Source organism: Pseudoalteromonas sp. 0802, from assembly GCF_013350085.1.
In the GTDB taxonomy this organism is placed as follows: domain Bacteria; phylum Pseudomonadota; class Gammaproteobacteria; order Enterobacterales; family Alteromonadaceae; genus Pseudoalteromonas.
This window is the reverse complement of record NZ_JABVXE010000002.1, coordinates 514,890-541,447: the sequence shown is the minus strand read 5'-3', so window position 1 is coordinate 541,447 and position 26,558 is coordinate 514,890. Positions and strand designations below refer to the sequence as shown.

Genomic DNA, 26,558 nt, shown 5'->3' with positions numbered 1-26,558 from the left:
TTGCAATATTATTAAGCTTGTGTTAATTTCCTAGCGCTTTTTTATCAAACTCAATTTGTTTAATTCTAATAATCTCTTACGGGGAAAGGACATTGGCTACTGCATTTAAACTTAATTCACTCACCAAAGTTATGCTTGCATCATTACTTGTTACACAAGGTTCAGCATGGGCTGACGACGATCAAAACAGTCGAAAATCAATGGATACCATTGTTGTTACAGGTGAAAAAACAGAGAAGTCACTTAAAGAGACGATGTCGTCAGTGGCGGTTGTTGATAAGTCGCTTTTAGAAAACGGTCAACTTGCTTCGATATCTGAAGCGCTGTCAGAAATGGCGAACGTCGTTGTCTTAACCGGCTCGGTGCCAGATATGCGAGGCGTATCAGGTAATGGTGGTGCAACGGGTTTTAACTCATTTAGTGGTGGTTCAAAGGCCCGTGTTTCAACCTTGATTGATGGTGTTAGCCAACCGTTTGTTGCAGATTTAACCGGTGATACGGGTCTGTGGGATGTAGAGCAAATTGAGGTTTACCGAGGGCCGCAATCAACCAGTAATGGTCGTAATAGTATTGCGGGCGCTGTTTACATGACAACTAAAGCACCTACTCAAGAATTTGAAGGGGCAGTGCGCGTTGGTTATCGTAACCAAGATAGCTACCTAGATACTGCCGCAGTGGTATCAGGGGCGTTAGTTGAAGATGTATTAGCATTTCGGTTATCAACTCAGTATGTTGATGGCGAAACGTTTTCAAATCCATCGGTATACGAAACAAATCCAACTGATCGTGAATTAAACAAGTTAAATACCAGCAGCACACGCGCTAAGTTACTTTACACACCAAATGAAGATCTTGCTGTACAGCTAACTTATTCAACTTACAGTGAAGAAGGTAATTCGGGTCGTAAATACTTTTTAGCGGATGAGCCATTTGATTATGAGCCGCTATATCAACGTATTATGGATACTGAATCTGATACCACGCAAGTAAATGTTGATTACAAAATTAACGATGATTTATCGTTAGATGTTTTAGTTGCTTACATGGATTACAAATGGGGATTTGAAGCATACGAGCCACTTGAAAGCGCAGAATCTGACGTATCAATGGATGAGAGTAATATCACTGTCGATTCCAAGCTTAACTTTGGTTTAAGCAATGATTTTTACTCAGGCTTTGTTGGTCTTGCTTACTTTGATCGTGACCAAGATTTTGAAAGTGTGGGAGCAACCAACTATTACGGCGACGATAGCAGTAAATCGACCGCAGTTTATGGTGAAACAAGCTTTAACTTAAGCCGCGAATTAACGTTAACAGCGGGTCTGCGCATTGAGCGTGAAGAACAATTACGTAATTTCAATATGGCATTTCGTGGTGATATGCTCGTTGAGCAACTTGATAATTCACACACTCTTCGTTTACCAAAGCTCGCGATTCAATATGATATTAGTGACGAAACGACGCTATTTGCCAGTGCTCGTCGTGGCTACAACGCGGGTGGTGGCGCACTCGATTTTACCGCTGAAGATTATTACTACTACGACGAAGAAACCGTTAATACCTATGAAATTGGTTCGCGCAGCGTTTTAAATAATGGCGACATGAATATCAGTGCTAATATGTTTTACAATAACTTCAACGGCTATCAAGCGCTTAGCTCTGAGCGTAAAATCACTAATATTGAAGATGCTCATAGCTATGGTTTAGAAGTTGAAGCTTACAGCATGTTGGGCGATCAGTGGCAGTTACATGGCGGTTTCGGTTTATTGAAAACTAAAATTGATGAATCATCAGCCTTTCCTGATGCCATTGGCAATGATTTAAACTCTGCACCGGAGTTAACGGCAAGTTTAGGTCTGTCGCATTGGTTTACCGATAGTCTAAAAGTGAATTTAAGCGCCAATTATGTTGATGAGTTTTATGGCGACTTAACAAACACAGAAGAACGCGTAGCAGGTGATTACACCATTACGCGTTTATCGATGACTTATGATACTGAACAATGGTTGATAAGTGCTTTCATTAACAATGCCTTAGATGAAGAAGCGTATACCTCACAAGAACCTGTCAGTGGTCGTTACCCACAAGGCTATGTGGCAGTGGTTAACCCGCAAACTATCGGTGCATCTGTTACTTACCGATTTTAAACTAATTGCTAGTCGCTGAGCTGGATCAGCGACTAGCTTAATTTAAAGCGATTAATTTGCCCGTTTAAGTTATTCGCCAAGTTAGCCAGCTTACTCGATGAGTCCGAAATGCTTTGCGTTTGTTGCTGCGACTTTCGACTGGTATCTTGTACTTCGTTTAAGCGCTGGGCGATTTCTTCTGTCACTTGAGATTGCTGTTCAGATGCAGAAGCAATGGTCATATTGGCCTCAGAAATGGCTTTTGCTTGTACGCTAATTTCATCGAGCATATGGCCCACTTTTTCTGAGTTTATCACCGCTTCTTTAATTTGATTATCGCTAGAGCGTATCCTCTGCGTCACAGCATTGGTTGCAGATTGCAATGAGTCAATTTTATCTTGGATCTCAAGAGTAGAGCTTTGCGTGCGACTAGCCAAAGTTCTTACCTCATCAGCAACAACGGCAAAACCCCGGCCTTGTTCACCTGCTCTTGCAGCTTCGATTGCGGCATTTAGTGCCAATAAATTAGTTTGTTCGGCTATATTACTGATAACACTTAAAATAACCGTGACTTCATTTACTGATGCTTCTAATTGGTTAAGGTCTGTTAGTGATTTGGTGAGTGTATCGGCCACTGACTCAACAGAACTAACTCCTTGTTGTACAACCTGTAGACCTTCTTGGGTTTTCTGATTAGCTGCGGTGGCACTGCTTGCCGCTTCTGCACAGTTTTGAGACACTTCTTTAACGGCCGTTGAGTTTTCATAGACTGAGCTTGAAATCACCTCAATCGCTTGGCTTTGAATATCATTTAGCGTTTTAGCTTGCTGTGAAATTTCATCTAGGCTTTTTGCTGCCACTTGCGCTTGCTCTGATTGATCATGTATCTCTTTAAGAAGCTGAGACAGTTTATCAACCATAATATTAAAGCTGCTCGCAAGCTGGCCTATTTCGTCATCGGCTTTGTGGTCAATATAGCGAGATAGATCCCCTTCAGAAATACGCTTAGCTTCATCAATTAAGGCATGGGTTGCTTTAATTACTTTTTTCTCTAATTGCCAGTAACACACTATCAAGGTAGCAATAATAGTCAGGACTAACACGGTGCTAATTAAACTTAAGGTGACCACACGATCGTGATTGCTTTTGACTTCAGCCGCACTTTTTTTCTCAATTGAACTTAAAAATGCTTGTACAGGTTGCTGAATTTTCTCAACTTCGGCCATGTAAGCATCATTAGTTAAAAGTTCGATAGCTTGTACCCACCTTTTGTGCTCACTGACGGTTAAGTTATTTGTATCACGGCCAAGTAAATCACTGACTAAGCCAAATGCCTTTTCTTCTGTTTCAACTAATTTGAGTGATAAATCGTTAGATTTTTTTAATAGGGCTAAATCCTCAGCAGCTACATTAAAGGCCTTTAAACGCTGTTCATAACTTTTCTTTTCGCCATTTAGCCAAGCTGCTTTGCCTTGAATTTGATCAACAAGTTGATGGTATTCAGCTTCATAGCGAGGATCTAAGGTTACAACATGTTGACGAGCAAGTTCTGTAAGGTGAATCGAATTTGAAGATGAAAACTTAGCAAGATGACTCAGTTCATAACGCTGTTGGGCCGACTCCATACTTTCGTCTTGGCCTGATTGCAAAAATAGAATAATGAGGAGTAGGCCTGCTGCAAGGGCAATGGTTGCTGCGAAAACAGCTCTGAGTAAAAAGCGAATAGTCAAAATATTACCCTTCTCATTGAAAGTAAATATTATTAACCATAGTACAAAAATCTAATTTCAATAAAAATTACGAGTAAGTTAATTAGAGGTCATCATTTAAGCTTGTAATGAAGAGGCTTAAAATGACAAGGGCAGTGTCAACTGCCCTTGAAAATTAAATTTATTGGTCTGCAGGATACACAACCCCAAGCTGGCTTCGCGCTTCATCAAGCACCGCCATAACTTGTTTTGACAGCGTATGAGTATTAACTGAAGACTCAATTTGTCCGGCATTGGCCGCTTGAATAAAGTGGCTTACTTCATGGCGCATAAAGTGTTCATCAAATGGCTCAGAGAGTTCTTCAACCGTGCCATCGTTACCGATAAATTGCATACGCTTTAATAAAGAGACTGCTTCGATACGAATACGACCTTTTTCACCTTGGATCTCAGTAAAATTATCGCCTTGCGAGATTTTAGAATAGCTGATCACCGCTTGCTTATCAGTGTAATTTAATAATACGTCACCGGCCCCATCAACACCGGTTTCAAGTAACACGCCACTGGCTTTTACACTCTGAGGCGCGCCCCATAATGCGAGTAAAATATATAGCGGATAGATACCTAAATCGACTAATGCACCGTTAGCAAATTCTGGCAAGAAAGTATTTGGTCGCTCGCCATTTTTATATTTATCGTAACGTGATGAGTACTGACTATATTGACCTATATATTTGCGGGGTGTGCCAATCTTTGCGATGGCATTTTTTAAGCGTGCGAAGTTTGGTAAATGGGTGGTCATCATCGCTTCCATGTATAAGCGTTGATGTGTTTTGGCCGCCTGAATGATGGCCTCTAGTTCTTTACTGTTAGCAGCCGAAGGCTTTTCACCTAAAACATGTTTACCGGCTTTTAAACACATTACAGCATAGTCTTTGTGTAAGCTATTTGGCGCAGCAATGTAGACGGCATCGACTAATGGGTCTTGGCATACTTGCTCAATATTGGTAAACACCTTAGCCTTTTGAGCATCGTGCTTTGCAAGGAAAGCTTCGCCTGTTTGCTGCTCTCGAGAGCACACACCATATAAGGAGAATTGTTCAATTTGTTTAGCTGCACTCAGTAGTGTATCGCTTATAAAATTGGTACCTACAATCACAAAGTTCATGGTTACTCCTCGTTGTTTTGTGCAAGCCATGCTTGCCAATCCTGTTCAAACTTTTCCATTTGTTTATGTTTTTTGCTTAACAAATGTTTGTCTTCATCTTCTTGTGCCATATAAGGGCCTACTCGGCATAATGCACAGTGTTTATCACCTAAATAAGCGGGTAAAGTCAGCTTTTCAGTAATGCTATTGTCAGTTTTTTCGCTAAATACATAGGTAATGCCACTGGTGTCTTTAACGTGTTTATCGCGGTCTACATTGCGAATTTTATAGCCTGGGAATAAGTTAATATCGAATGGCATTTGGCCAAGATAATGGCAGTTTAGCCCTTGATTTAAGCTGCCTTCAATATTCCATTCGCGGTAAGGTTTTACATCTTTAGAGGTGATGAAGCAGAGCATTGGGCCGTTTTTATCTAATGCGAACTGGCTTGCGTAGTCTAGGTAGCGATGCAACAAAGCACGGTTTAATACATTCATACCACCTTGTTGGGTATTAGCTTTAAATGCAGCTTCACCTTTAAATGCAGGTATCAGTGGAAATTGAAAAATAACCACATCGAAACAAGCGCCACCTAAGCGCTGCCACGAGTCTGGATTTGTTACATCAAACTTAGTGAGTGTTTCAATGTTAAGTTGTTGCAAAGCGCTAAGTGCATTGTCGGTATATTTTTGTTCTATGGTGTTTGCATCATCATAAGTTGAAGCAACAAGCTTGGCCGGTTTTATATAACGCGCAATAGAGTGTGAAAATGATAAATCACCATCGCCAACCGTTAATATGCGCCAACTAGGGTCTAAAAACATGTTGTTATTTGCCTTGTGCTGGCGTTGTTTCTTGTGCGATTTCAGGGCAAAGGGCTAAGCGAGTTTTAAGCCCTTCAATGGCTATTTGCTTAAAGATTAAGTTAAAACTAATCAATACGGCAATAACGATATGAATAGGACCATGGGTAAAACCTGCGTCTGTGTCAAAAAGCATTAAGCCGAATAACAAGAACATGGTAGCTAAAAATATTTCAATCAACTGATTAGAATATAGCTTTAAGCTGCCTTGGTTTTTATGATCTTTTTTAATGTGAATCGCACAAAAAAATGGGATCACTTTTACCTTAAAGTGGGCGTTTTTTTCTACGTAATTTTCGCCAAGGTGGTCTAGTTTAGCGCGCAGTTGATCTATCATAGCAAGTCCTTAAAAAACTGAGCCGCGGATGTTACCGCAAACGCAAGAAAAGGGCTACTCAGGATAGATACTCATGCCAATTACAAATATGTGGCATACAAACACCACTGACGTTAAAACAAAACGCATTTTTTGATAATCAACGTGATAGGTTTGCCACTGCGGTGAGCTTTTTTCAAATAACAGCACTAACCAAAAACTTGCTGCGAGCCAAGCCAGTGTCCAAGTTGCTGGTAAAAAGCTTAAAAAGCCAATCGGTAAGATAGGAACAATTGCTTTTATAGCATCAGCATGCGTTTGCTGACCTGCATGCCATAAGTTACCAGCCATAAAGGCTAAAATAGCGATGCTATAAAAAGTGAAAAAGTCTAAATTGACGGCATTACTTCCTGCAATAAGTGGCCAACCTACGCAGCCTAAAAACGGCAGTAAACCTAAGTAACCAAGTTGAATGTGATTAATAAACTTTTCCATAATGACCTTAAAGCTGCCTAACTGGTATAAAATAACTCGTAGTTATTTTATACCAGTTAGGCGGCTAAAACGATCGCTTTATTATTGGCGTAATTCTCGACGTAGAATTTTGCCTACCGTCGATTTAGGCAATTGTTCCATAAAAATGATTGATTTAGGCACTTTGTAAGCACTTAAGTTTTCGCGGCAATAGTCAGTCACTTGTTGCTCATCAACCTGCTCTTTTAAGGTAATGTAGGCACAGACACGCTCACCGGTTTTTTCATCTTTTGCACCAATAACGGCTGCTTCACAGATAGCCGGGTGCTGACAAAGTACGTTTTCAACTTCGTTAGGGTACACGTTAAAGCCAGAGACAATAATCATGTCTTTTAAACGGTCTACAATTTTGTAATTACCACTTGGTAGTTTTAGACCCACATCACCGGTTTTGAAAAAACCTCGTTTCATACATTTGTCGGTTTCGTCTTGGCGTTGCCAGTAACCCATCATCACCTGCGGGCCTTTAACAACAATTTCGCCTGACTCACCATCTGCAACAGGCTCGTCGTTTTCATCCCAAATTTCCACAGTAGTGTTTGAGAGTGGGCGGCCAATACTACCAATTTCTTCTTTTTTAAAGTCGTTTAACGTTGCAACAGGCGAGGTTTCTGATAAGCCATAGCCTTCTGTGATTGTACAACCTGTGGTGCTCATCCACGCATCAGCTGCAGCATGTGTTAAAGCTGCGCCCCCTGAAACGGTCATTTTTAGGTTTGAAAAATTCAGTGCTTTAAACCCTGGGTGCATACACAAGCCAATAAATAAGGTGTTAATACCTGAAAAGTAATTAATCTCAAATGGTTCGATTTGTGTTACTAACGCATCTAAATCACGAGGATTTGGGATCAGTACGTTAAATTGCCCCATGGCAAATAGGCCAACCATATTCACTGTAAAGGCGTAAATATGATAAAGCGGAAGCGGGCAAATACCGGTTTCTTGACCTGGCTTTAAAATATCGTCAAAGCGCTCATTCATTTGCTCGGCATTGGCTAAAATGTTGCCATGACTAAGCATCGCAGCTTTGGCAACCCCTGTGGTACCGCCGGTGTATTGTAAAACAGCAATATCATCACGACTTGCTTGATGAGCATCAAGAGGGGCGAGTCTTTCACCTTGGCGAATGAGTTCGTTTAACGAAAATTGACCCTCTTGCAATGTTGGCTCAGCAACAGCCGCTGCAACAATAACGGTTTTGATTGATGTATCATTGATAACCGTTGCTAATTTATCGGCAAGAGCATCAAGAATAACAATGGCTTTAACATCTGCATCATTAAACTGATGTAGCATTTCACGGGCAGTATAAAGCGGGTTGGTATTGACTACGATTAAACCTGCACGAAATGCTGCATAGGTAACTATAGGGTAATCAACAATATTAGGTAGTTGAATAGCTATTCTGTCTCCAGCAACAAGGCCACTTTGCTGCTGAAACCACTGTGCTAAGTAACGAGACTGTTGTTCAACTTGGGCATAGCTGAGCGTTTTTCCCGCACTGTTATAGGCTGGAAGTTCGGCATAAGTCTGACACGTATGCTCAATTAATTGCGTTAGGTTATCATGTGTGTTCATGGGGATTCCTTAGCGTGTTGTTCTTATTAATTGTTGTTTTATGAGGCGATCCATCACAGAACCCATTATCCAATTCGGTAAGTAACGACTCATGATATAGGTTAGTTTAGATTGTAAGTTTAGGATCACCATTAATTTTTGTTTATCTAAGCTGCGCAAAATGTGTTTTGCAGTATTGGCTGGGTTTGTTATGGCTTTAGATGTTTTGCTTGAGCAAATTAAGCTGATTTTTATGTTGTTTGGCTTAAATTTCTTGCGTAGCTTTTTGGCTAAAATCAAGGCGTTTGGCTCTGGCGTAAATTTAGTTGCATCAATAAGGGGGGATGTAATTGCTAGGTGGCCATTCATGCTTAAGTGTGGCGTTATTAGTGTTGCAAAGTGCTGACAAGCAATACTATTTTCTTTACTTAGTTGCTCATTGATATTGCAGCTAAAAATAGCTAAATCAGGATTCCCTATCGCTGCGATTGCATTATTTACTTGAGTTTGCAGCGCTTCATTATCGCAGATATGCGTAGCAAAAAACTCAATGTATTGGTAATCATCAGCAAGCTCACTTAACGATTGTTTTGTTTGTTCGTTGAAATGTAAATCGAATAAAGCGACATCGTCACCACGGCTAATATATTGCTTTGCCAATTCGAACCCAATGCCACTGTTGGCACCGGTAATAAACACTCTTCTTAACATTGCACGACCACTAATTAGCGAAACTAGCTAGTCAATATATATAAATTGTTAACAGAAAACTTAGCTTTAAACGACCCGTTTTTAACTTTTTACGCCATTAACTCGAGTGTGTCTTACGATAATCTTTTGGTGGAATGCCATACCAGCGCTTAAAAGCGCGAGTAAATTCGCTGTAATTAGAAAAGCTTAGGATATCTGAGATGTTCGATAAACTGAGGCTAGATTCAGTTAAATATTGATGTGCCAGATTACAGCGTACATCATCGACTAATTCACGAAACGTTGTGTCATGCTTTGTTAAGTGACGCTGCAAGCTGCGAGCACTCATTGATAGCTTTTCGGCTATTAGGTTTACGCCAAATTCTTCGTGGAGTAAGTATTGTTTGATCAGTACTTCAACATGATCTGCAATGTTTTCGCGTTTTGTGTCTGCTGGCTGTCCAAGCTGTTGGCTAAGTATAGAAAACAATTGCTTATCTGAGTTCTTAATAGGGAGCTTTAGGTATTTCCTTTCAAATACCACTGCGGTGTGTGCACAGTTAAATACCGGAACTTGGCCAAGAGCTTGACGATAAACACTCGGATTTTCATCGCAGCTATGGGGAAGCTCCAAGCGGTGGAGTTTTATTTGATCATCGGTTAATTGTTTTAATAAATTGACCCCGACGCTTAAAGCTAAGTCGGCACCATGATAAACGCTCACCTTTAGGCTCGTGCGAACAAAAAACGATAGCTTTACATAGTCTTGGTCTACTTCAAGGAGTAAGTCAGCGCTATTTTGATGAACATGATAGTACTTAGTTAAATTTTTTAGCGCCATTTCAAGGGTGTCGCAATTGCCCATCAAATAACCAACAGACCCTAAAATATTCAAGCTTTGCCAACGGCCTAACTCTAGCCCGAAATAGGGAAGGTTTAATTCTTTCGCGGTGATCTCTAATAGCTGAATGAGTTGCTGATACTGCACAAAGTTATTGGCATCTTGTAGTTGTTTTCTGTCTAAACCAACGCGCGATAATAGTGCGTCAGGGTTCACCAATTTACTTTCGATCAGTTCAATATAACCGTGTAGAGCAGATACTCTAATAAGATCAGGTGCTTGTGTTAAACGGGGCATAATGTGCTCTTTTCTAGTGCGCTGGCGTAAAAAGTAAAAAAAATTGCGTGAAAAGTAAAGTAATACAGGTCATTAAAGTTTAACAATGTATTAACTGATTGGCCTGTTGACTGCAATTAAGGCTGTAACGTGCTTAGAGGAACACACAATGAACTATTCAAAAGTTTTTATCAGTGGCGGCAATGGTTTTATTGGCCGCACTCTCGCACGCTACTTTAAAGCGCATGGGGTCGATGTATGCGGCGTTGATTTAACACCCTGTGAAGAATTTAACATTGTTGCTGGTAATTTGAATGAGCCAGCGAGTTGGCGCTCATTAATGAATGAATGCGATTTAGTTATTCATACAGCGGCAATTGTTTCAAATGCGTTTAGCTATAAACAAACATGGCAGGCGAATGTGGGTTGGACGAAAAACTTACTCGATGCAGCGGTGGCTGCAAACACAGTAAAGCGCTTTATTCATATTTCGTCGACCGCCGTCTATGGTAGTGATTGGCAAACTGATATTAAAGAAGATGCGCCTTTGTTCCCTGATGGCAGAGCCTATAACGATTCGAAAATGATGAGCGAGCATTTATCACTAAGCTATCACGCCAGTAAAAAACTCAATGTCACAATAATTCGCCCTGGCGATGTCTATGGCCCCGGTTCAAGACCTTGGATTGCCTACCCATTACAAGAAATTGCCAAAGGCAAGTTCATGGTACCAGAGGGCATGTTTGGGCCTGTTTATATTGATGATTTAGTCAAAGGCATTTACCAAAGTGCCATGAGCGACGATGCAAGCGGTGAAATTTTTAATCTATCAGGCCCTGAGCAAGTGACTAATCAAGTTTATTTTAATTACTTGGCACAGGCACAAGGGAAAAATCACGTCACAGTAGTGAATTTGGCTTTAGCGTTAAAGCTAACAGGGTTCATTGAGTGGTGTTATCACCTTGTTGGTAAAACCACAGATATCAATCCGTCGACCATGCGCATGCTAAGTCGTAAAAGTGCAGCGTACAGTAATGAAAAGGCGCAGAACATTTTTGGTTATAAACCTGAATTTACCTTACAGCAAGGTATGCAACATGCATTGCAGTGGGCGTATGAACAAGGGCTGTGTAAAGAAGAACCACGCACAGATACCGCCACAGCAAATTAAAGGCAACTAGTTAACTTATTGAAAGCAAGTGAAAAGAGGGCACACATATGGCATTACCAGATATTATTAATCATCAAGATTTCTTACTGACTATTCATACAAATGATGAAAAGCTAATTAAAAACGCTTTACCAGGCGTGCACATTTATCCACTCATGCTGGATTCTGAAAATGGGGTATGGGTATTACGTGTTTTATTTGAGCCGGGTACGGTTTTGCCAAAGCACTTTCATACTGGGGTTGTACATTTATATACTTTAGCAGGCAGCTGGCACTACACAGAATACCCTGACGATTTACAAGTGGCTGGTAGCTATTTGTTTGAGCCAGGCGGTTCTATTCATCAATTTCAAGTACCAGCAGACAATACTGAAGTGACCGATACCTTTATGGTGGTTATGGGATCTAACATTAACTTTGACCCAGATGGTAACTATATGAACATTATGGATGCAGGTTGGATTGAGCAAGTGATGTTAGCAGCCGCAAAAGAGCAAGGAATTGAGCCTAACTACATTAAACCAAAGAGTTTATATGGTTTTAGTAAGTAATTTTATTCCCTGAAGTGAAAGCCCTTGATTACATAAGTGATTGAGGGCTTTATAGTTTTTGGTATTCCCAACCTTTCAATCTAAAAAATAAATCAATTTAATCTAAACAATCAATTTTATTTTAATCGCTCACACCTCTATTGTATTAACCAAGCAGACGCAAGGCTGCGTTAATTAAACTTTTTTAAATACATCAATGAGGAATATTATGAGCACTTCATTAATTAACACAAAACTACAACCATTCAATGCAACAGCTTACCACAACGGTGACTTTGTAGAACTAACAGAAAAAGACGTGCTAGGTAAGTGGTCAATCTTCTTCTTCTACCCAGCAGACTTCACTTTCGTGTGTCCTACAGAGCTTGGTGATGTTGCTGATTACTACGAGCAGCTTCAAGAAATGGGTGTTGAGGTTTACTCAGTATCAACTGACACGCACTTCACTCACAAAGCATGGCACGATACGTCTGACACAATTGGTAAAATCAAATTCCCAATGATTGGTGACCCTACAGGTCGTATTACTCGTAACTTCGGTGTGATGATTGAAGACGAAGGTCTTGCTCTTCGCGGTACATTCGTAATGAACCCTGAAGGCGAAATCAAAGTAATCGAAACTCACGACTTAGGTATCGGCCGTAGCGCGAAAGAGTTAGTACGTAAAGTACAAGCTGCACAGTACATTGCTAACCACGACGGTGAAGTATGCCCTGCATCATGGCAGCCAGGTGAAGAGACACTTGCTCCTTCACTAGACCTAGTTGGCAAAATCTAATTTGTCACAGCATTAAACGATAGCAAAGCTTTGCTTTGCTATCTCAATGCAACCCTAATTGCCCATCACAACTCACATTAAGCACATTAGCGGGTGATGGGCAGTTATCCCTAAAATTTTTCTAGATTATTTATTCTGAACTCAAGGGCTAAGCCATGTTAGATACGAATATCAAAAACCAATTAACAAGCCACTTTGCTTCTATTACCAGCCCTGTTGAGCTGCTTATCGCCTTGGATGACAGCAATAAATCAACAGAACTTAAAAACTTAGCGAACGATTTAGCATCGTTAAGCGACAAATTCTCGGTGCGAGATAACCCTAACCAAGACGTACGTCGTCCGTCTATGGTGGTGTCTTCACCTATTAACAATACGCAAATCACATTTGCGGGTGTGCCTATGGGCCACGAATTCACAAGCTTGATCCTTGCACTTCTTCACACTGGTGGTCATCCAAGCAAGGCATCAGAGACTGAAATTGAACAAATTAAATCATTGCCTGGGCCGCTTAACTTTGAAGTGTATATTTCATTAAGTTGTCAAACATGTCCGCAAGTAGTGCAAGCACTTAACTTGATGGCGGCACACAATGAAAATATTACGGCGACTATGATTGATGGCGCCTTGTTCCAAGACGAAGTGAATGAGCGTAATGTGTTAGCAGTACCGGCTGTGTACTTAAATGGAGAGTTATTCAGCCAAGGCGCTGTTAACCTGACCGACATTCTAAATAAAGTAGATACCAAAGCGGCTGCACGCCAAGCCGAAGCACTGAACGATAAAGAGTTATTCGATGTACTTGTTGTTGGTGGTGGCCCTGCAGGCGCTTCTGCGGCAATTTATTCAGCACGTAAAGGCTTAAATACGGGTGTGGTTGCAGAGCGTTTTGGTGGTCAGGTATCAGACACATTAGCAATTGAAAACTTTATATCAGTTAAAGCGACCGAAGGCCCTAGATTGGTTGCACAACTTGAAGAGCACGTAAAAGAATACGATGTTGATGTTATGCAAAACCAACGTGCGGCATCGCTTACTAAGCAAGATAATTATCAAATTACGCTAGAAAATGGCGCGGTTTTAAATGCTAAATCAGTGGTACTAGCAACTGGTGCACGCTGGCGTGAAATGAATGTACCCGGTGAGAAAGAGTATCGTGGTCATGGCGTTGCTTATTGTCCTCACTGTGATGGTCCGTTATTTAAAGGCAAAGCGGTAGCAGTAATCGGCGGTGGTAACTCAGGTATTGAAGCTGCAATTGACCTTGCAAACATTGTTGAGCATGTCACCGTGCTGGAGTTTGCTGATACCTTACGTGCTGATGAAGTACTTATTCGTAAAGCAAATAGCTTAAACAACATTACAATTATCAAAAACGCGCAAACGACAGAAGTTGTGGGTGATGGTAAACGAGTAACAGGCTTAAGCTATATTGACCGCATCTCTGGCGATGAAAAATCACTTGAGCTTGCCGGTATCTTTGTGCAAATCGGCTTGGTGCCAAACACTGAATGGTTAAAAGATTCAGCGTTATCACTGACTCGCTTTGGCGAAATCGAAATTGATAGCAAAGGTGCAACATCATTACCGGGTGTTTACGCGGCAGGTGATGCAACAACAACGCCGTTTAAGCAAATCATTATTGCTATGGGCAGTGGTGCAACGGCAAGTTTAGGTGCATTTGATTACTTAATTCGCCACAGCGATGAGACTCAAAGCACAGAAGATGCAGCCTAATTAGTTGCATAAACAATGACTCTTGATTAGGCAGCTCACACCCATAGTTGCCGCTTTAAAGCCGCCCTCTCCAAAGGCGGCTTTGTTTTTTATTAGTACAGCTATTGATACTGCGCTGCAGTAATAAACTCCTCAAAACTTTCACACCAAATAACTACTGTATTGTAATCACTGACATCGATACCTTGTGGTACAACTAATTTAAAGCCATTGAACGAACGCACTCCTGCAACACGCTGCATTGTGCCTTTTTGTGCTAAGAAATCGGCTTCGTTATCAATAAAGTTTCGTGATAGATAAAGTTGATAGTCAGGCCCAGGTGATAACGTGCCCTGCATAGAAATAGCATCATTCGTTAGATACACCTTGCCATCACCATAATGCAAGCGATCTGAGCCTTTGAGATCGGGCTTAAACGTTGCACTAAACTGCGATCGACCTTGGTGCTGCTTCAAAATAGCAATATCGGGTGCTGGTTGTTCAGTTAAAATAGGTAAACTGTACACTCCAGCTATAAAACCCGCAGCAAAAATCGCCAATGTCATAATGATAATTAGCAGCGCTTTTAGCATGCTTACTCCTTATTTTTTAGCGTTATGATGTGACGTTGCTTTAAAGAAAATTGTTTTTCAACATCACCAAAGTATTGCAAATAGAGCTTCTCAAGTTCACCTGATTGCTGCAGTTTTTGCATACCTTGTTCTAGCATATCTCTAATGTGTTGATTTTCTTTGCTTAGGTAAAAGTAATAGTCGCTGGGGTATTGCAACATAATGTTTGGTGCAATAACAAAATTGAACTGCTTTAGTTTATTTAGTTCGCTACCAATAGCCAGTACTGAGCGTGGAAAGTAATCACCGAGTCCAGTTTCAAGGGCTTTTACCATCCCTGGGTAATCAAGCTCGCCATTGACTGTTAAACCATTGTTTTTCAGTACGGTATAATCAGACCAGCTCTGTTTTTGTAGGCCAACCAAGGGAGCTAATTCAGCAAGGGTTTTAATGCCGCTAAACTTTTCTTGATCTTCATGGCGAATAATCAGTAAGCGCTTGCCATGTAACCCTTTATAGAGTGGGATTGTCGTTTTAACGAGAGAATCAGCTTGCTCGTGAGGTAAAGAAAGCCATGCTAAGGTAATTGTTTTATTGTGACTCAGCTGCTCTACAATACGTTTGTTATTCATTGGCTTAACATTGTATAGCAGCACTACATCCGCATCCATTGCGGCAAAACTTTTGTCGAGAATATCGTGAATATATTGATTTTTCGCCGCATCGTTATAGCTAGGTTTAGCAAGCTGAATAACAATTTGTTCATTAGCTAATACTTGTAGACTCGACAGAGCAAATGCCATTAAAAATATCAGTATTGCTCTGTTCATTAATTTAAGTCCTTTTTTGAGCGCAGGTTTATACGACTATACTTTGAAAACATGCACCTGCTGTTGTAGACGCGAAGCCAGTGAGGCCAACTCTTGGCTGGCTTGTGCATTTTGTTGCGAGCTTTCGCTAACCAGTGAAATGCTACTACTAAATTCATTAATATTACAACTTAGTTCGTTAGCAACAGTAGTTTGCTCATCCGTTGCGGTGGATACTTGGTTGTTCATATCGGCGATAAGAGCCATTTCTTGAGTAATTTCAGTCAGTAATTGTGATGAGCGCTCTGCATATTCAACACTTTGTTTAGCACTTTCGTCTGCATTGCCCATGGCGGTAACGGCTTGCTGCGCCATTGTTTGTAGTTTACTGATCATTTCGTTAATACTGGCTGTGGCTTTTTGCGTGTTGTGTGCAAGCTGCCTTACTTCATCGGCTACTACTGCGAAACCGCGACCCGACTCACCTGCCCGTGCTGCTTCAATGGCCGCATTTAATGCAAGTAAATTGGTTTGTTCTGCAACGCCTTGGATCATCATAACGACTTGATTGATATCGGTTGATTGTGTATTTAATTCATTGATTAATTTTGTATTCGCATTAACGATATGTGATAGACGGTTTATTGCGTCGATATTTTCTTGCACAGACTGCTGACCCAGCTTGGCTGTTTTATCAGTGTGAGTGGCTTTTTCTGATGTTGATAATGCATTTGCGGCCACTTGCTCAATGGCACTACTCATTTGCGTAATAGCGGTGGCAATCATCGCCGATTGATGTTCTTGCTCTGTGGCAGTGCTTGCAACTTGGTCACTAATTGAGTTCATTTGCTCTGCAGCGGATGAAAGGGTGAGGGTTGCGCTGGTTACATCATTTACAAGTGCATGAATGCGTTCAATCATGGTATTAAAGTGGTTTGCTGCTTGGGCTATTTCGTCATTACCATGGGTTTTGGCGCGCAGACGCAAATCGGCATTTTCTGAGATAGAACCTATCGTTTCACTTAGCGACAACAATGGGTTATGGATAGAGCGGTATATAATAAAGGCAATAGCCAATAATAAAATTATTAATATAGTGATAGAGGCAGTCATAGCGATACTGACTTGAGCAAAATCTTTATCTGCGGCGTTTTTGAACTTGTTAGCCTCATTGATTTGTAAGCTTATTAGCCCTTGATAGCTTTCACTGAGAGGGTCAAACACACCGTAAAGATTTTTTACGAATACCTCGTTAGGTACTGCTTTAAGTTGGTCACTTTTTACTTGGTTTAAAAATGTGCTTAGTTCGCTTTCTACTACAGCTAGATTCTTTTCCACGATATTAACTAAGCGCTGCTCTTCTGTGGTTAGCTTGGTCCCTAAGTAGCTTTTCCATTTGCTATCAGCAACATTTTTTGCATTTTCAACGGCGGATAGAAAGTCAGTTTTTGAAATTTGCTCAGCGCGGTATTTATGGAATAGATCAACAATGCTAACTGCGTAATTGTCCGATACTGATTTTATCTGCTCAAGGGGGATGACTCTATCGTCATACAAACTGTCGATGCCTTTTACCATGCCCGACATAATAGACATTGTAAAAATAGAGGTGATCACAAAAACTGTAACCGGTAACAAAGCCAAGACGGCTAATCGCGTACGAACGGTGTAGTTATTTAACATGAGCGTGCAAAATTTTGTAAGGACTTAGTATTAAAACTAATAGAGAAATAGTTTTAAGCAAGTTTTTGCAATTGTTTTGCAGGCTTTTTCTTAAGAGACATATCTATTACGAGTTAAAGGTAGCCACAGAGGGGCGTTGGCTCTGGTTAAGATAACAAAGCCAGTATTTACACTGGCTTTGTTTTGTTCCTATTTGTACATTAATGACCGCGATTAGGCATTTGCCGAGGCATCTGTCTTTGTGTATTGCGGCGCATCTGTTGGCGCTGCATACCTTGCTGACGTGCTCTATTTGCCCTATTTAATTGCTGCATACGATTTTGTTGCCTATTTTGAGTATGCTGGCGTTGCTGTAATGTTTGCTTCGCTTTACTCTTATCTATGCTTTGCAATTTATTTTGCACTTGTTGGCGGTCAATATTTTGTGCCCGATCTTTGATTTGTTGCTGTTTATCAGCGGGGAGAGTTTGCCATTTACCTTCAACACGTTGTTGCCATTTATCGGCATCACGCTTGAGCACGTTACCTTTTTGGTCGGCGAACACGTTGTTTGCTTTATCGCGTTGGCTAATGGCTGTTTTTAAATCGCGTTTCACTTGCTGCTTTGAAGCGAGACGAGACTTACTCTGATCGCGTTTATAAATATTATGCCTTGGTTGTTTATTATGGTGGCCAGGTTTATGGCCGACATTAATTTTGTTACCAATATTGATGTTGCCATTATTAATAATAACTGGGCCGCGGTAACCACCCCCATACCAGCCATTACAGCAATGATAAGGTCGATAATGGGTTGGCCATCCAACATTCCAATTCATACCTAGATTTAAAAAGCCATTGCTCCAACTTAAGCCAAACGACCAACCCGTCCAGTTGTTATAGCCAATATTGAACCCCCAAGTTGGTGGGCGAGGGTAGTAGTAGCCACCGCCCCAGTATGGCGGGTAATACCAACCCGTTCCATACACTGGCACGCCATAATAAGGGTATGACCACATGTAACCGGGGTAATAACCAACGTACACAACCTCAGGAGTTGACTCGTATATCTCGACATAAGTGACGTTGTAAACGGGGGAACTTGGAGGGATTTTTGCGATGTTATCTTTTGGAATGCTATCAGCAACAAGCCAAGGCCCTTGTGCGGAATCTGCCTTAAACCACACCGCATTATCGACTGCATAATATTTGCCTTTAATTTGCAGCACTTGTGCATCCGTATTAATGGCATAAGAAACTTGCGTGCCCGGGATACGTTCAAACTTAGGTTTGCCATCATAATACACAGTTAAACTGGTGTCTTTACGGCTGATAGCCGCTGTTTGCGGCACTTTTGCATCTAATACTGCTTCGTCAGCTTCTTCAGTGCCAGCAACTGAAACTCTGAGGCCCCCTAAATCTGATTCAGGTGGAATATTGGTAAAGCTTTCGGGTAGTTCGTCGCCGCGTACAAATGTCCATGGGCCTGTTTGTTGTTTTGCGCGATACCAGCGCCCAGATAACAAGACATACATGTTATTCGTTTGCATTTCACGTAGCCACGGGGTTTCAGTGTTAAACACATACATGAGCTCGCCACCGGTTAAGCTTTTCCATTTAGCTGCGCCATCAGTTGCAATAAGTTCGGTGGGTTTAGTGGCTACAACAATGGCTGGTGGTGCACTTAGATCTGAGCTTTCGGTATCTTTAGGAAGCATTTTTACAAGTTCAGCCGGTGGCGACTGAGTATATTCATAAGGCCCTTTGGCTTGTTTTGCCCGATACCAAAATTGCCCATCGGTGAGATAGCAAAGTTTGCTTTTGCTATCTTTAATCACTGTCATGGCGGTGTTTAAAGCACGCTCATATTGGCTGTTTTCAATTTTACTAAACTTAGGTTCACCATCAAAACTCAATAATACCGACAGTTGCTCTTTGAAAATAATCGTTGGAGGGTCGGTTTTTAACTGCGTTAAACTTTGTTCTGCTGCTTCTGCACTTTCAAGGCTGGCGGTGAGTTGCGAAAGCGAGGTTTCGAATTGACTGGCTTTTATTGCTTCATTAACGACAGCAGTAAATTTTTGTTCTCCTGCATCTTTTGATTCAGGCCAGCGTACATCGGTGACTGTCATATTGCGAACGGTGACGGTATCGTTTTCGCGGTCAGTATCTAATTTAGCTCTAAACCAAAATACGCCAAACACGGCGTCATTGCCTGAAACCGAAAATGACATTGCTGCACGGGCTGTTAAAGTATTACCGTTTAGTTTCTCGGGTTGTGGCTGGTAAACAATGAGTGTGCCTTGTGATGTTTGCACTTGTTGAGGCCACTCAATAGCTTGGCTAAAAAATGAAAATAAACACAGAAAAGAGAGTATTAAAACCCTGCAGGCAATAAAAAAAGGTAGGGGGAGTTTCATGGTCAATCCTTGGCTAACATAACTCTTAAAAGTATAGCCAATGCCATCAAAAACGCTTAAAAATTGTTCCTGTTTTTAAAGCGTTAGCTTAGGCAACTTGAGTTAAATAATTTGAGCCCGCATTTAAACCCATTTCATAGCCCGCACTGAGTTTTTCAAATGATTTTGTTGTTCGACCAACAGCAAAGTTGGGTGGCGGTGCAATAATATTAATTTTACAATCGCTTGGTGGGTTGGTAATAAAATCAATGCTTTGATTGTAATTTTCTGCGCGTCTTAAGGTGGCTTCTGCTAATGCAGGGGTGTTTTTATAAAGACGTTTAACGAACCAAGGCGCTTTTGAAGGCTTTTTCTTATAGCCAAGAGGCTGAGATAAAATAACGGTGATTTCTTTATTACCCATCTCGTATGCTTTACGAATAGGAATAGAATCTGCCACGCCACCATCAGTGAGTTGCAAATTGTTGATAACAGGAAATTCTCGATAAGCAATCGGCAGCGCACAAGAGGCTTTTAATTGCTCTTCTAGAAGTGTTGCATTTGCTTTTAAGTACTCTGCCTGTCCAGTTTGTATATTGGTTGTGACTATATAAAACTCACTGGCTTGTTTTTCGAAGGTGTCGAGATCTAGACGAATATCACGGATGGTTTCTTGCCATAGCCAGTCTAAATCAAACAGGTGGCCACCTTTGATAAAACGAACAAAATCAATAAATTCAGGTCGGCAAGAGTAATCGGTAATCACTGCATGGTTACGTTTGTATTGGGCGCATAAATAGGCAGCAATGTTAGTGGCTCCGGCAGAAACACCATAACATTGATTAAAAGGTTGGTAATTGGCTTGAATAAAAGCATCTAGTACGCCAGTGGCAAAAATACCACGCATTGCGCCACCTTCTACAACGAGTGCCTTATTATTGTTCATTTTCGCAACCTTGCTTGTAACCGTGAGTGCTTCTAACCATAGCAAACACGGTTACAAAACTAAATAGAGTTTTGACTCTAAATGAGATTTAGCTATTGCTGAGTTATACTGCCTCTACCCAAAGTACACCAACTTGTTTGTCGGTTACTTTTACTGTGCTACCAGCAGCAATGGGAGACTGACTTTTTAATTGCCATGTAATACCCGAATACTGATGTGTGGTTAACCCTTTATCATCAACATCGGCATTAACGACAAAGGTAAGCTCAGCAAAATCGCTATGTATCGGCTTAGTATCGGTTTTATCCTGCATGCGTTTGAGAGGTTTCCAAAGCACGAGAGCAAAACCAAGAGTAAACACGATATTGCTCCAAAGCGCGGTAGTGTAAGTCGTATCAAGTAGACCTATATTCATTAGTAAGCCACTGGCAAATAAAGATAAGCCTAAAAACAGTAGTACATAGGTACTCATACCCAGTACAGCAACTTCAACAATTAGCGCGATAACACCTATAATCATCAGTGCTTCGGCTAAATGGGTATCTAAAAATGCCATCAGCCCACCTAACTTTGTTGCTTTTTATTCAAAGAGTTAATAATAGACATACCTTGAGCTACAAGCGAGCTTGCGTCAGTACCACTTTCAGGAAGTAATACCACAGATGACTCACGAGCAATTGCTTCTTTAGCGGCAATGGCTTTAGTGGCTAGGTCGAGTTGAATTGCTTTTTGACCTTGCTCTGTATCGGCGGCTTCACCTACTTTACGCAGTGCATCTGCTTGTGCTTCAGCAACGGCGATAATCGCTTTCGCTTCACCTTCAGCGCGTAAAATTTGCTCGGCTTTTTCAGCTTCGGCAGCAAGGACTTGGGCTTGCTTTTTACCTTCAGCCACGTTGATGGCAGACTGACGGTCACCTTCAGACTCTAAAATTTGCGCACGTTTTACACGCTCAGCTTTCATTTGTGCTTCCATGGCTTCCATTACAGAATTAGGTGGCACAATATCTTTAATTTCGTAACGTAAAACCTGAATACCCCAAGGCTCAGATGCTTGGTTAATCGCGGTAACTATGTTGGTGTTTAACATGTCGCGCTCTTCAAAGGTTTTATCTAGTTCCATTTTACCAAGTTCAGAACGCATCGTTGTTTGCGATAGCTGAGTAACCGCAAATACATAGTCATCAACACCATACGTAGCTTTATACGGGTCAAGCACGCGGAAATACAGCACACCATCGACGATAAGCGAGATATTATCTTTGGTGATAGCAGACTGCGAAGGCACATCTTGCGCTTGTTCTTTTAAGCTGCGGTCAGCGGCAATACGGTCGATAAATGGCACAATAAAGTTTAAGCCGGCTTCTTTGGTCGAATGGTACTTACCAAAACGCTCGATTAACCAGGCACGATTTTGCGGCACAAATTTAACGCTACTTTTTAGTAGCACTAAAACAAAAATTAGAAGAAAGACTTCTACATTTAACAAAAGGTCTAAAATGCTAGAAACGGGGTCCATGTACTTTCCTTAATACAATTAATATTATTTTTCACTGCTCAGATTACCACCACAAAGCAAAGCACGCTATTGATTTGTAATCGTTACCTATTTAAGTGCAGTTTTATTCTTTATGCATTGTATTAATAATTCAGTGCATGTTTTATCAAATACATGTGTTGATCAGCTTGCGCCACAATTTCATCGGCTGTTTTTTGTGTACCTAAAAACATGGTGACGCCAACACTGGCTGAGCCCTTATAGTTAAGATCTTGGTGAATAAACTCAACTTCGATGGCTGTTTGCAGTTTATCGGCAACGCGATAGGCATTTTGTTTGGCTGTTTGCTCATTTCGGCTTAGCCCTTCAAGTAATACAACAAACTCATCGCCACCAATGCGGGCTAAACAGTCTTTTTCGCGCACAACGGTTTTCATTCTTTCAGCAATCTCAACAAGATAAGCGTCGCCGGTATTGTGGCCATATTGATCGTTTAATTTTTTAAACTTATTAAGGTCGATAAATATTACTGCACCATAGTTTTGGTCGCGCTTGCTCATTTGTAACGCAAGCGATAAGCGAATATAAAAATAGCGGCGGTTTAAAAGTTCAGTTAGCGGGTCGGTGGAGGCAGCATAGAGGAGTTGTTCTTCAAGGTGTTTTCGTTCGGTAATGTCTGTTGCAATACCTAAAATGCCGATGACTTTATTAGGCTCTGTGTCGCAAATAATAGGGGTTTTCACTTCCCAGAAAATATATTGGTGTCCGTCAGGAAAGGTAAGCTCAACTTCTTCACGAGTACGCTCACCGCTGAGCACCCGCTTGTCTATTTTTGCTAGCTTTTTTACGTCAGGAATTGGGAAAAAGTCCACATCACTTTTATGCTGTAATTCTTGCTCAGAGCAAGCAAATAAACCCAAGGTAAGCTTATTAGCATAAACGTAATGCCCGAGCTCATTTTTTATGTAAACGTATGCGGGTACGTTATCAAGTGCAAACTTTAATTCAGCAACATGAACGGGCAATTTAGAGTTATTAAGTTCGGCCACAATATGTCCCTATATAACAAGCCATAAATTGATAGTGAACGAAAATATCTTATTAAACAAGACTGACCACAGAGCAAAAATTATAACTAATGATTTAGGTATAGTTATGAAAAATAAATAAAAAATTAATAGTTAGGATGGGTGATGAACTTTGTTATTAGGTGTGTCTTAGACTCGTTTGGTAATCCCAATTTTTAACTATTTTTTATTACTTTGTGATTAAAAACTTCCTTGTTTTTAGTCATCACTTTGGCTTTTATGCTTTGTTGAGAATGGCAAGGTGTTTTGTATGATGCGCGCTAAATAAGCGACAAAAAATATAACCCGTCACAAACATTGATAAGCTATAAGTTGCACCAGGAATTGCCATAGCGGCATTATTTATTAAGGTACTTGCAATTAAAATGGCAAGAGTGCCATTTTGTAGCCCAACTTCAACCGCAATGCTCATTTGTTGCTTGTGATCTAAGCCCGATATTTTTGCAAAAAACAGCCCTAGTAACAGCGTGCTGAGGTTTAATGTCAGCGTTGCAATGCCACTGGCCGCAAAAAAACTCAGCATTTGGTCAGCATTTTTATGAATAATGCTAAGCACTATCACAATTAAGAATACACTCGAAAAACGACGTATAAAGGGTTCTATTTTCAAGCTCAAATGGGGTTTAAAGTGATTAAATACCATTCCTAAGCAAACAGGAAGTACCGTTATCATCAGCATTTGCACTATGGTTTTAATCACTGGTAAAGCGAATTCGTGGCCCGGCACACTCAATGTTTGCATGGCAAAATGCATAATCAGTGGCAAGGTAAAGGGTGAGATAAATGTTGCTAGCGTTGTTAGACTTATTGACAGCGCAACATCCCCTTTGAATAAATAGGTATAAAGGTTTGAGGTCACACCGCCAGGGCAGCAAGCCACTAAAATCAAACCTATAGCGAGCTCTGGGGTCAAGGTAAAGCTCATTGCTAATACAAACGCAACGCTTGGCAATAACAGTAGTTGGCAGCTTAAGCCTATTGAAAGTGCTTTGGGGCTGATAAATAATGCCCCAAAGTCTTGCTTTTTAAGCCCTAAGCCCATGCCAAACATGATGATAAATAGGGCTAAAGGCAGCACTATTTTAGTCATGATATCAATTTGCATGGTATATCCTTATTGATCGTAACCCGGACTTTTATTGTCGAGTAAGCGCAGTAAGGCAGGCCAAGCAATTGCGCCACCCAGTCCCTTAGTAGCAATTTCTGTTTGCCCTTTGATACCATCAATAATCGCGCTAGGTACTTGTACGAGTTGTTCGGTATTTTGTGATGTACGAGTTTGTACAGCGCATGCCGCTTCAAAAACATACATAAACAAAAATGCATCAGCGACCGTTTTACCCACAGTTAATAGGCCATGATTACGTAGCATTAGAAAGTTATTCGTGCCGAGGTCATTCACTAAACGGTCTTGCTCTGCAGGATTAAGGGCAATGCCTTCGTAGTCGTGATAACCCAAACCTGAGTGCACAACAACAGCTTGCTGAGAGATAGGCAATAAACCGTCTTTGTTGGCAGACACTGCCGTGCCATTGAGCGAGTGGGTGTGAATAACGCAATGGGCATCATCTCGCGCCATATGAATACAACTATGGATATTAAACCCCGCAGGGTTAACTGGGTATTCGCTGTCATGCAGCTTATTACATTGTTGATCTACTTTGATAAGACTTGATGCGGTAATTTCGTGAAACATCATGCCATACGGGTTTATCAAAAATTCGTTGTCTGTGCCGGGAACGCGCATTGAAATATGGGTAAAAATTAAATCATCCCAGCCATATAAAGCAACTAGGCGATACGCGGCAGCGAGCTCAACACGGGCTTGCCATTCTTGCTCTGATACTGTGTGTTTCATGGTCATGGTGTTTTCCTAAAATGGTACTTTGCGAATAATAATGTCTTTAAACATGACCCAATCACCAATAAAGCTATAAAAAGGGTGTGTAAAAGTAGCGGGGCGATTTTTTTCAAAAAAGAAATGACCAACCCAAGCAAAGCCATAGCCCACAACTGGGCATAAAATTAGCCAGCTATATTGCTGCTGATAAATAGCGGCAAACAAAATAGCCAAAACAAACCAGCTGCCAATGAAATGTAAGCGTCGACAGACTTTATTTTTGTGTTCTTGTAAGTAATAGGGGTAAAACTCTTTAAAGCTCGCGAACTCGCGTTTACTTGCTACAGTGCCCATATTGTTGTCTCCGTTGTTAATTACAGGTTAACAATAGGCTTTTATTCTTTTATTTACTTGATAATATAGGTCATTGAATTGTTTATTTAGGACGCGCATGAGAACCTTATCAAGCTGGTGGCTACGTGCTATGGCTGAGTCGTTTAAATGGCAGGGTTTACCAATTAATGAATTGTTTGCAGCGGCAAATATTCCTTTAGCAGAATTAAGTAGCCAAACAGCCCGATACCCACAAGCCAGTGTCAGTATGCTTTGGAAGCAGGCGCAAGCCATGTTACCAAACACCCATTTAGGTCTTTATGTTGGCAGTAACATGAATGTACGCGCTATTCCTGTGGTAGGCATGGCGATTATTCAGTCAACACAGTTATTGAGTGCTTTTCGGCTGATATTGCGTTATCAAAGATTGATGGGTGATACACATAATGTGTCTTTGATTGATCACGGTAGTGAGTATGAACTTCGCTTTAACTTTAGTGATGGTGAGCGGGATATGTCACTGCTAAGCTACGAAGCGCCCATGGCGTTTTGTGTAAAAATAGCGCGCACTGTAAAGGGAAAAGATTGGCACCCAACGCGAATTTGCTTGCAGCGTAAAGAGCCACACAGTGAGATTAATACGCACTTTAATTGCAAAATTGAATACGGCGCAACGACCCATAGCCTGTTTTTTAGCGAAAATACCGATAGTGAACCTGTGTTATCAAGCCAGATGAAACTGGTGACACAAACGAATGTGACGCAGGTACTGAGAATTTTACTTGAGGAGCATTTAATTCAAGGCCAAATCACCAGTAAAGCAATGGCAAAAGCACTTAATATGAGTGAAAAAACGCTGCAGCGGCGTCTTGCAAAAGAGGGCACAAGTTTTAGTAACGAATTAGCAAGTTTAAGACAGCAAAAAAGTGTGTCATTGTTAAACGAAACAGATCTTTCAGTTACTGAGATCGCCTTTTTATGTGGCTACTCTGAAATTAGTGCATTTCATCATGCATTTCATCGCTGGTATGGCATGTCGCCAAAAACCTACAAGCAAAAAATGGCAATAATAGCAGGGTCATAATAAGCACGGCTTTTTTCAGTGAGCTGTTTGTAGCTATTATTTTAACTAGTAAAA

At 41.0% G+C, this 26,558-nt stretch carries 25 protein-coding genes; 6 read left to right on the top strand and 19 right to left on the bottom strand.

The window, feature by feature from the left end; translation table 11 throughout:
* Positions 1-131 precede the first annotated feature (131 nt).
* The gene (locus HUS61_RS07230; protein ID WP_175081723.1) at positions 132-2,147 is read left to right on the top strand and encodes a TonB-dependent receptor; all 2,016 of its coding nucleotides are present in this window, start codon (positions 132-134) and stop codon (positions 2,145-2,147) included.
* Between the two features lie 32 nt (positions 2,148-2,179).
* Here the strand turns inward: HUS61_RS07230 and HUS61_RS07225 are convergent, their stop codons facing one another.
* From HUS61_RS07225 to HUS61_RS07190, 8 genes are all read right to left on the bottom strand, one after another.
* Positions 2,180-3,856 carry a methyl-accepting chemotaxis protein gene (locus HUS61_RS07225; RefSeq protein WP_175081667.1) on the bottom strand — a complete coding sequence of 559 codons (1,677 nt, stop codon included), beginning with the start codon at positions 3,854-3,856 and terminating at the stop codon, positions 2,180-2,182.
* 160 nt (positions 3,857-4,016) lie between these two features.
* Positions 4,017-5,003: a Gfo/Idh/MocA family protein gene (locus HUS61_RS07220; protein WP_175081666.1), complete on the bottom strand. Its 987-nt coding sequence runs from the start codon at positions 5,001-5,003 to the stop codon at positions 4,017-4,019.
* A 2-nt stretch (positions 5,004-5,005) separates the two neighbouring features.
* Positions 5,006-5,806, bottom strand: a complete 801-nt coding sequence (locus HUS61_RS07215) for a class I SAM-dependent methyltransferase (protein WP_175081665.1) — start codon at positions 5,804-5,806, stop codon at positions 5,006-5,008.
* 4 nt (positions 5,807-5,810) lie between these two features.
* Positions 5,811-6,182 (bottom strand): hypothetical protein, encoded by a 372-nt coding sequence (locus HUS61_RS07210; protein ID WP_130167665.1) that lies wholly within the window; start codon positions 6,180-6,182, stop codon positions 5,811-5,813.
* 54 nt (positions 6,183-6,236) lie between these two features.
* Positions 6,237-6,656: a DUF3429 domain-containing protein gene (locus HUS61_RS07205; RefSeq protein ID WP_175081664.1), complete on the bottom strand. Its 420-nt coding sequence runs from the start codon at positions 6,654-6,656 to the stop codon at positions 6,237-6,239.
* Between the two features lie 81 nt (positions 6,657-6,737).
* Positions 6,738-8,273 (bottom strand): AMP-binding protein, encoded by a 1,536-nt coding sequence (locus tag HUS61_RS07200; protein ID WP_175081663.1) that lies wholly within the window; start codon positions 8,271-8,273, stop codon positions 6,738-6,740.
* Between the two features lie 9 nt (positions 8,274-8,282).
* Positions 8,283-8,963 (bottom strand): SDR family NAD(P)-dependent oxidoreductase, encoded by a 681-nt coding sequence (locus tag HUS61_RS07195; protein ID WP_175081662.1) that lies wholly within the window; start codon positions 8,961-8,963, stop codon positions 8,283-8,285.
* 97 nt (positions 8,964-9,060) lie between these two features.
* Positions 9,061-10,080, bottom strand: a complete 1,020-nt coding sequence (locus tag HUS61_RS07190) for an AraC family transcriptional regulator (protein WP_175081660.1) — start codon at positions 10,078-10,080, stop codon at positions 9,061-9,063.
* A gap of 148 nt (positions 10,081-10,228) precedes the next feature.
* Between HUS61_RS07190 and HUS61_RS07185 the strand changes: the two genes are divergently transcribed.
* From HUS61_RS07185 to ahpF, 4 genes are all read left to right on the top strand, one after another.
* Positions 10,229-11,230 (top strand): NAD(P)-dependent oxidoreductase, encoded by a 1,002-nt coding sequence (locus tag HUS61_RS07185; RefSeq protein ID WP_175081658.1) that lies wholly within the window; start codon positions 10,229-10,231, stop codon positions 11,228-11,230.
* A 47-nt stretch (positions 11,231-11,277) separates the two neighbouring features.
* A complete protein-coding gene (locus HUS61_RS07180; protein WP_054562481.1) occupies positions 11,278-11,781 on the top strand; it encodes a 2,4'-dihydroxyacetophenone dioxygenase family protein in 504 nt (167 codons plus the stop codon).
* Positions 11,782-11,989: 208 nt separating this feature from the next.
* On the top strand, positions 11,990-12,559 hold the full coding sequence (gene ahpC / locus HUS61_RS07175) for an alkyl hydroperoxide reductase subunit C (protein WP_054553958.1): 570 nt from the start codon (positions 11,990-11,992) through the stop codon (positions 12,557-12,559).
* 155 nt (positions 12,560-12,714) lie between these two features.
* The gene (ahpF, locus tag HUS61_RS07170; RefSeq protein ID WP_175081656.1) at positions 12,715-14,295 is read left to right on the top strand and encodes an alkyl hydroperoxide reductase subunit F; all 1,581 of its coding nucleotides are present in this window, start codon (positions 12,715-12,717) and stop codon (positions 14,293-14,295) included.
* 101 nt (positions 14,296-14,396) lie between these two features.
* On the opposite strand, the gene HUS61_RS07165 is transcribed toward ahpF, so the two are convergent.
* From HUS61_RS07165 to HUS61_RS07115, 11 genes are all read right to left on the bottom strand, one after another.
* Complete coding sequence (locus tag HUS61_RS07165; RefSeq protein WP_058584713.1) at positions 14,397-14,867, bottom strand: DM13 domain-containing protein; 471 nt, start codon at positions 14,865-14,867, stop codon at positions 14,397-14,399.
* Between the two features lie 2 nt (positions 14,868-14,869).
* Positions 14,870-15,676: an ABC transporter substrate-binding protein gene (locus tag HUS61_RS07160; RefSeq protein WP_175081654.1), complete on the bottom strand. Its 807-nt coding sequence runs from the start codon at positions 15,674-15,676 to the stop codon at positions 14,870-14,872.
* 36 nt (positions 15,677-15,712) lie between these two features.
* Positions 15,713-17,338 (bottom strand): methyl-accepting chemotaxis protein, encoded by a 1,626-nt coding sequence (locus HUS61_RS07155; protein WP_175081653.1) that lies wholly within the window; start codon positions 17,336-17,338, stop codon positions 15,713-15,715.
* A gap of 200 nt (positions 17,339-17,538) precedes the next feature.
* Positions 17,539-19,737, bottom strand: a complete 2,199-nt coding sequence (locus HUS61_RS07150) for a carbohydrate-binding family V/XII (RefSeq protein WP_175081652.1) — start codon at positions 19,735-19,737, stop codon at positions 17,539-17,541.
* 88 nt (positions 19,738-19,825) lie between these two features.
* A complete protein-coding gene (locus tag HUS61_RS07145) occupies positions 19,826-20,662 on the bottom strand; it encodes a patatin family protein (protein ID WP_175081651.1) in 837 nt (278 codons plus the stop codon).
* 103 nt (positions 20,663-20,765) lie between these two features.
* Positions 20,766-21,218, bottom strand: coding sequence for an NfeD family protein (locus HUS61_RS07140; RefSeq protein WP_175081650.1), 453 nt, complete (start codon positions 21,216-21,218; stop codon positions 20,766-20,768).
* A gap of 8 nt (positions 21,219-21,226) precedes the next feature.
* Positions 21,227-22,180 carry a slipin family protein gene (locus HUS61_RS07135; protein WP_054562473.1) on the bottom strand — a complete coding sequence of 318 codons (954 nt, stop codon included), beginning with the start codon at positions 22,178-22,180 and terminating at the stop codon, positions 21,227-21,229.
* 122 nt (positions 22,181-22,302) lie between these two features.
* Positions 22,303-23,208: a GGDEF domain-containing protein gene (locus tag HUS61_RS07130; protein WP_175081649.1), complete on the bottom strand. Its 906-nt coding sequence runs from the start codon at positions 23,206-23,208 to the stop codon at positions 22,303-22,305.
* A 256-nt stretch (positions 23,209-23,464) separates the two neighbouring features.
* The gene (locus tag HUS61_RS07125) at positions 23,465-24,352 is read right to left on the bottom strand and encodes a bile acid:sodium symporter family protein (RefSeq protein ID WP_175081647.1); all 888 of its coding nucleotides are present in this window, start codon (positions 24,350-24,352) and stop codon (positions 23,465-23,467) included.
* A 9-nt stretch (positions 24,353-24,361) separates the two neighbouring features.
* Positions 24,362-25,111 carry a class II aldolase/adducin family protein gene (locus HUS61_RS07120; RefSeq protein ID WP_220094645.1) on the bottom strand — a complete coding sequence of 250 codons (750 nt, stop codon included), beginning with the start codon at positions 25,109-25,111 and terminating at the stop codon, positions 24,362-24,364.
* Positions 25,112-25,120: 9 nt separating this feature from the next.
* The gene (locus HUS61_RS07115; protein ID WP_175081646.1) at positions 25,121-25,441 is read right to left on the bottom strand and encodes a DUF962 domain-containing protein; all 321 of its coding nucleotides are present in this window, start codon (positions 25,439-25,441) and stop codon (positions 25,121-25,123) included.
* Between the two features lie 97 nt (positions 25,442-25,538).
* On the opposite strand from HUS61_RS07115, the gene HUS61_RS07110 reads away from it, so the two are divergent.
* Positions 25,539-26,504, top strand: coding sequence for an AraC family transcriptional regulator (locus tag HUS61_RS07110; protein ID WP_175081645.1), 966 nt, complete (start codon positions 25,539-25,541; stop codon positions 26,502-26,504).
* Positions 26,505-26,558: the final 54 nt, after the last annotated feature.

Coding starts and splice junctions, on each gene's coding strand:
- HUS61_RS07210 (WP_130167665.1), bottom strand. CDS start 6,182: ATGATAGATCAACTGCGCGCTAAACTAGACCACCTTGGCGAAAATTAC.
- HUS61_RS07185 (WP_175081658.1), top strand. CDS start 10,229: ATGAACTATTCAAAAGTTTTTATCAGTGGCGGCAATGGTTTTATTGGC.
- HUS61_RS07115 (WP_175081646.1), bottom strand. CDS start 25,441: ATGGGCACTGTAGCAAGTAAACGCGAGTTCGCGAGCTTTAAAGAGTTT.
- HUS61_RS07200 (WP_175081663.1), bottom strand. CDS start 8,273: ATGAACACACATGATAACCTAACGCAATTAATTGAGCATACGTGTCAG.
- ahpF (WP_175081656.1), top strand. CDS start 12,715: ATGTTAGATACGAATATCAAAAACCAATTAACAAGCCACTTTGCTTCT.
- HUS61_RS07230 (WP_175081723.1), top strand. CDS start 132: ATGCTTGCATCATTACTTGTTACACAAGGTTCAGCATGGGCTGACGAC.
- HUS61_RS07180 (WP_054562481.1), top strand. CDS start 11,278: ATGGCATTACCAGATATTATTAATCATCAAGATTTCTTACTGACTATT.
- HUS61_RS07205 (WP_175081664.1), bottom strand. CDS start 6,656: ATGGAAAAGTTTATTAATCACATTCAACTTGGTTACTTAGGTTTACTG.
- HUS61_RS07140 (WP_175081650.1), bottom strand. CDS start 21,218: ATGGCATTTTTAGATACCCATTTAGCCGAAGCACTGATGATTATAGGT.
- HUS61_RS07120 (WP_220094645.1), bottom strand. CDS start 25,111: ATGACCATGAAACACACAGTATCAGAGCAAGAATGGCAAGCCCGTGTT.
- HUS61_RS07135 (WP_054562473.1), bottom strand. CDS start 22,180: ATGGACCCCGTTTCTAGCATTTTAGACCTTTTGTTAAATGTAGAAGTC.
- ahpC (WP_054553958.1), top strand. CDS start 11,990: ATGAGCACTTCATTAATTAACACAAAACTACAACCATTCAATGCAACA.
- HUS61_RS07145 (WP_175081651.1), bottom strand. CDS start 20,662: ATGAACAATAATAAGGCACTCGTTGTAGAAGGTGGCGCAATGCGTGGT.
- HUS61_RS07155 (WP_175081653.1), bottom strand. CDS start 17,338: ATGTTAAATAACTACACCGTTCGTACGCGATTAGCCGTCTTGGCTTTG.
- HUS61_RS07190 (WP_175081660.1), bottom strand. CDS start 10,080: ATGCCCCGTTTAACACAAGCACCTGATCTTATTAGAGTATCTGCTCTA.
- HUS61_RS07150 (WP_175081652.1), bottom strand. CDS start 19,737: ATGAAACTCCCCCTACCTTTTTTTATTGCCTGCAGGGTTTTAATACTC.
- HUS61_RS07195 (WP_175081662.1), bottom strand. CDS start 8,963: ATGTTAAGAAGAGTGTTTATTACCGGTGCCAACAGTGGCATTGGGTTC.
- HUS61_RS07110 (WP_175081645.1), top strand. CDS start 25,539: ATGAGAACCTTATCAAGCTGGTGGCTACGTGCTATGGCTGAGTCGTTT.
- HUS61_RS07220 (WP_175081666.1), bottom strand. CDS start 5,003: ATGAACTTTGTGATTGTAGGTACCAATTTTATAAGCGATACACTACTG.
- HUS61_RS07215 (WP_175081665.1), bottom strand. CDS start 5,806: ATGTTTTTAGACCCTAGTTGGCGCATATTAACGGTTGGCGATGGTGAT.
- HUS61_RS07165 (WP_058584713.1), bottom strand. CDS start 14,867: ATGCTAAAAGCGCTGCTAATTATCATTATGACATTGGCGATTTTTGCT.
- HUS61_RS07125 (WP_175081647.1), bottom strand. CDS start 24,352: ATGCAAATTGATATCATGACTAAAATAGTGCTGCCTTTAGCCCTATTT.
- HUS61_RS07160 (WP_175081654.1), bottom strand. CDS start 15,676: ATGAACAGAGCAATACTGATATTTTTAATGGCATTTGCTCTGTCGAGT.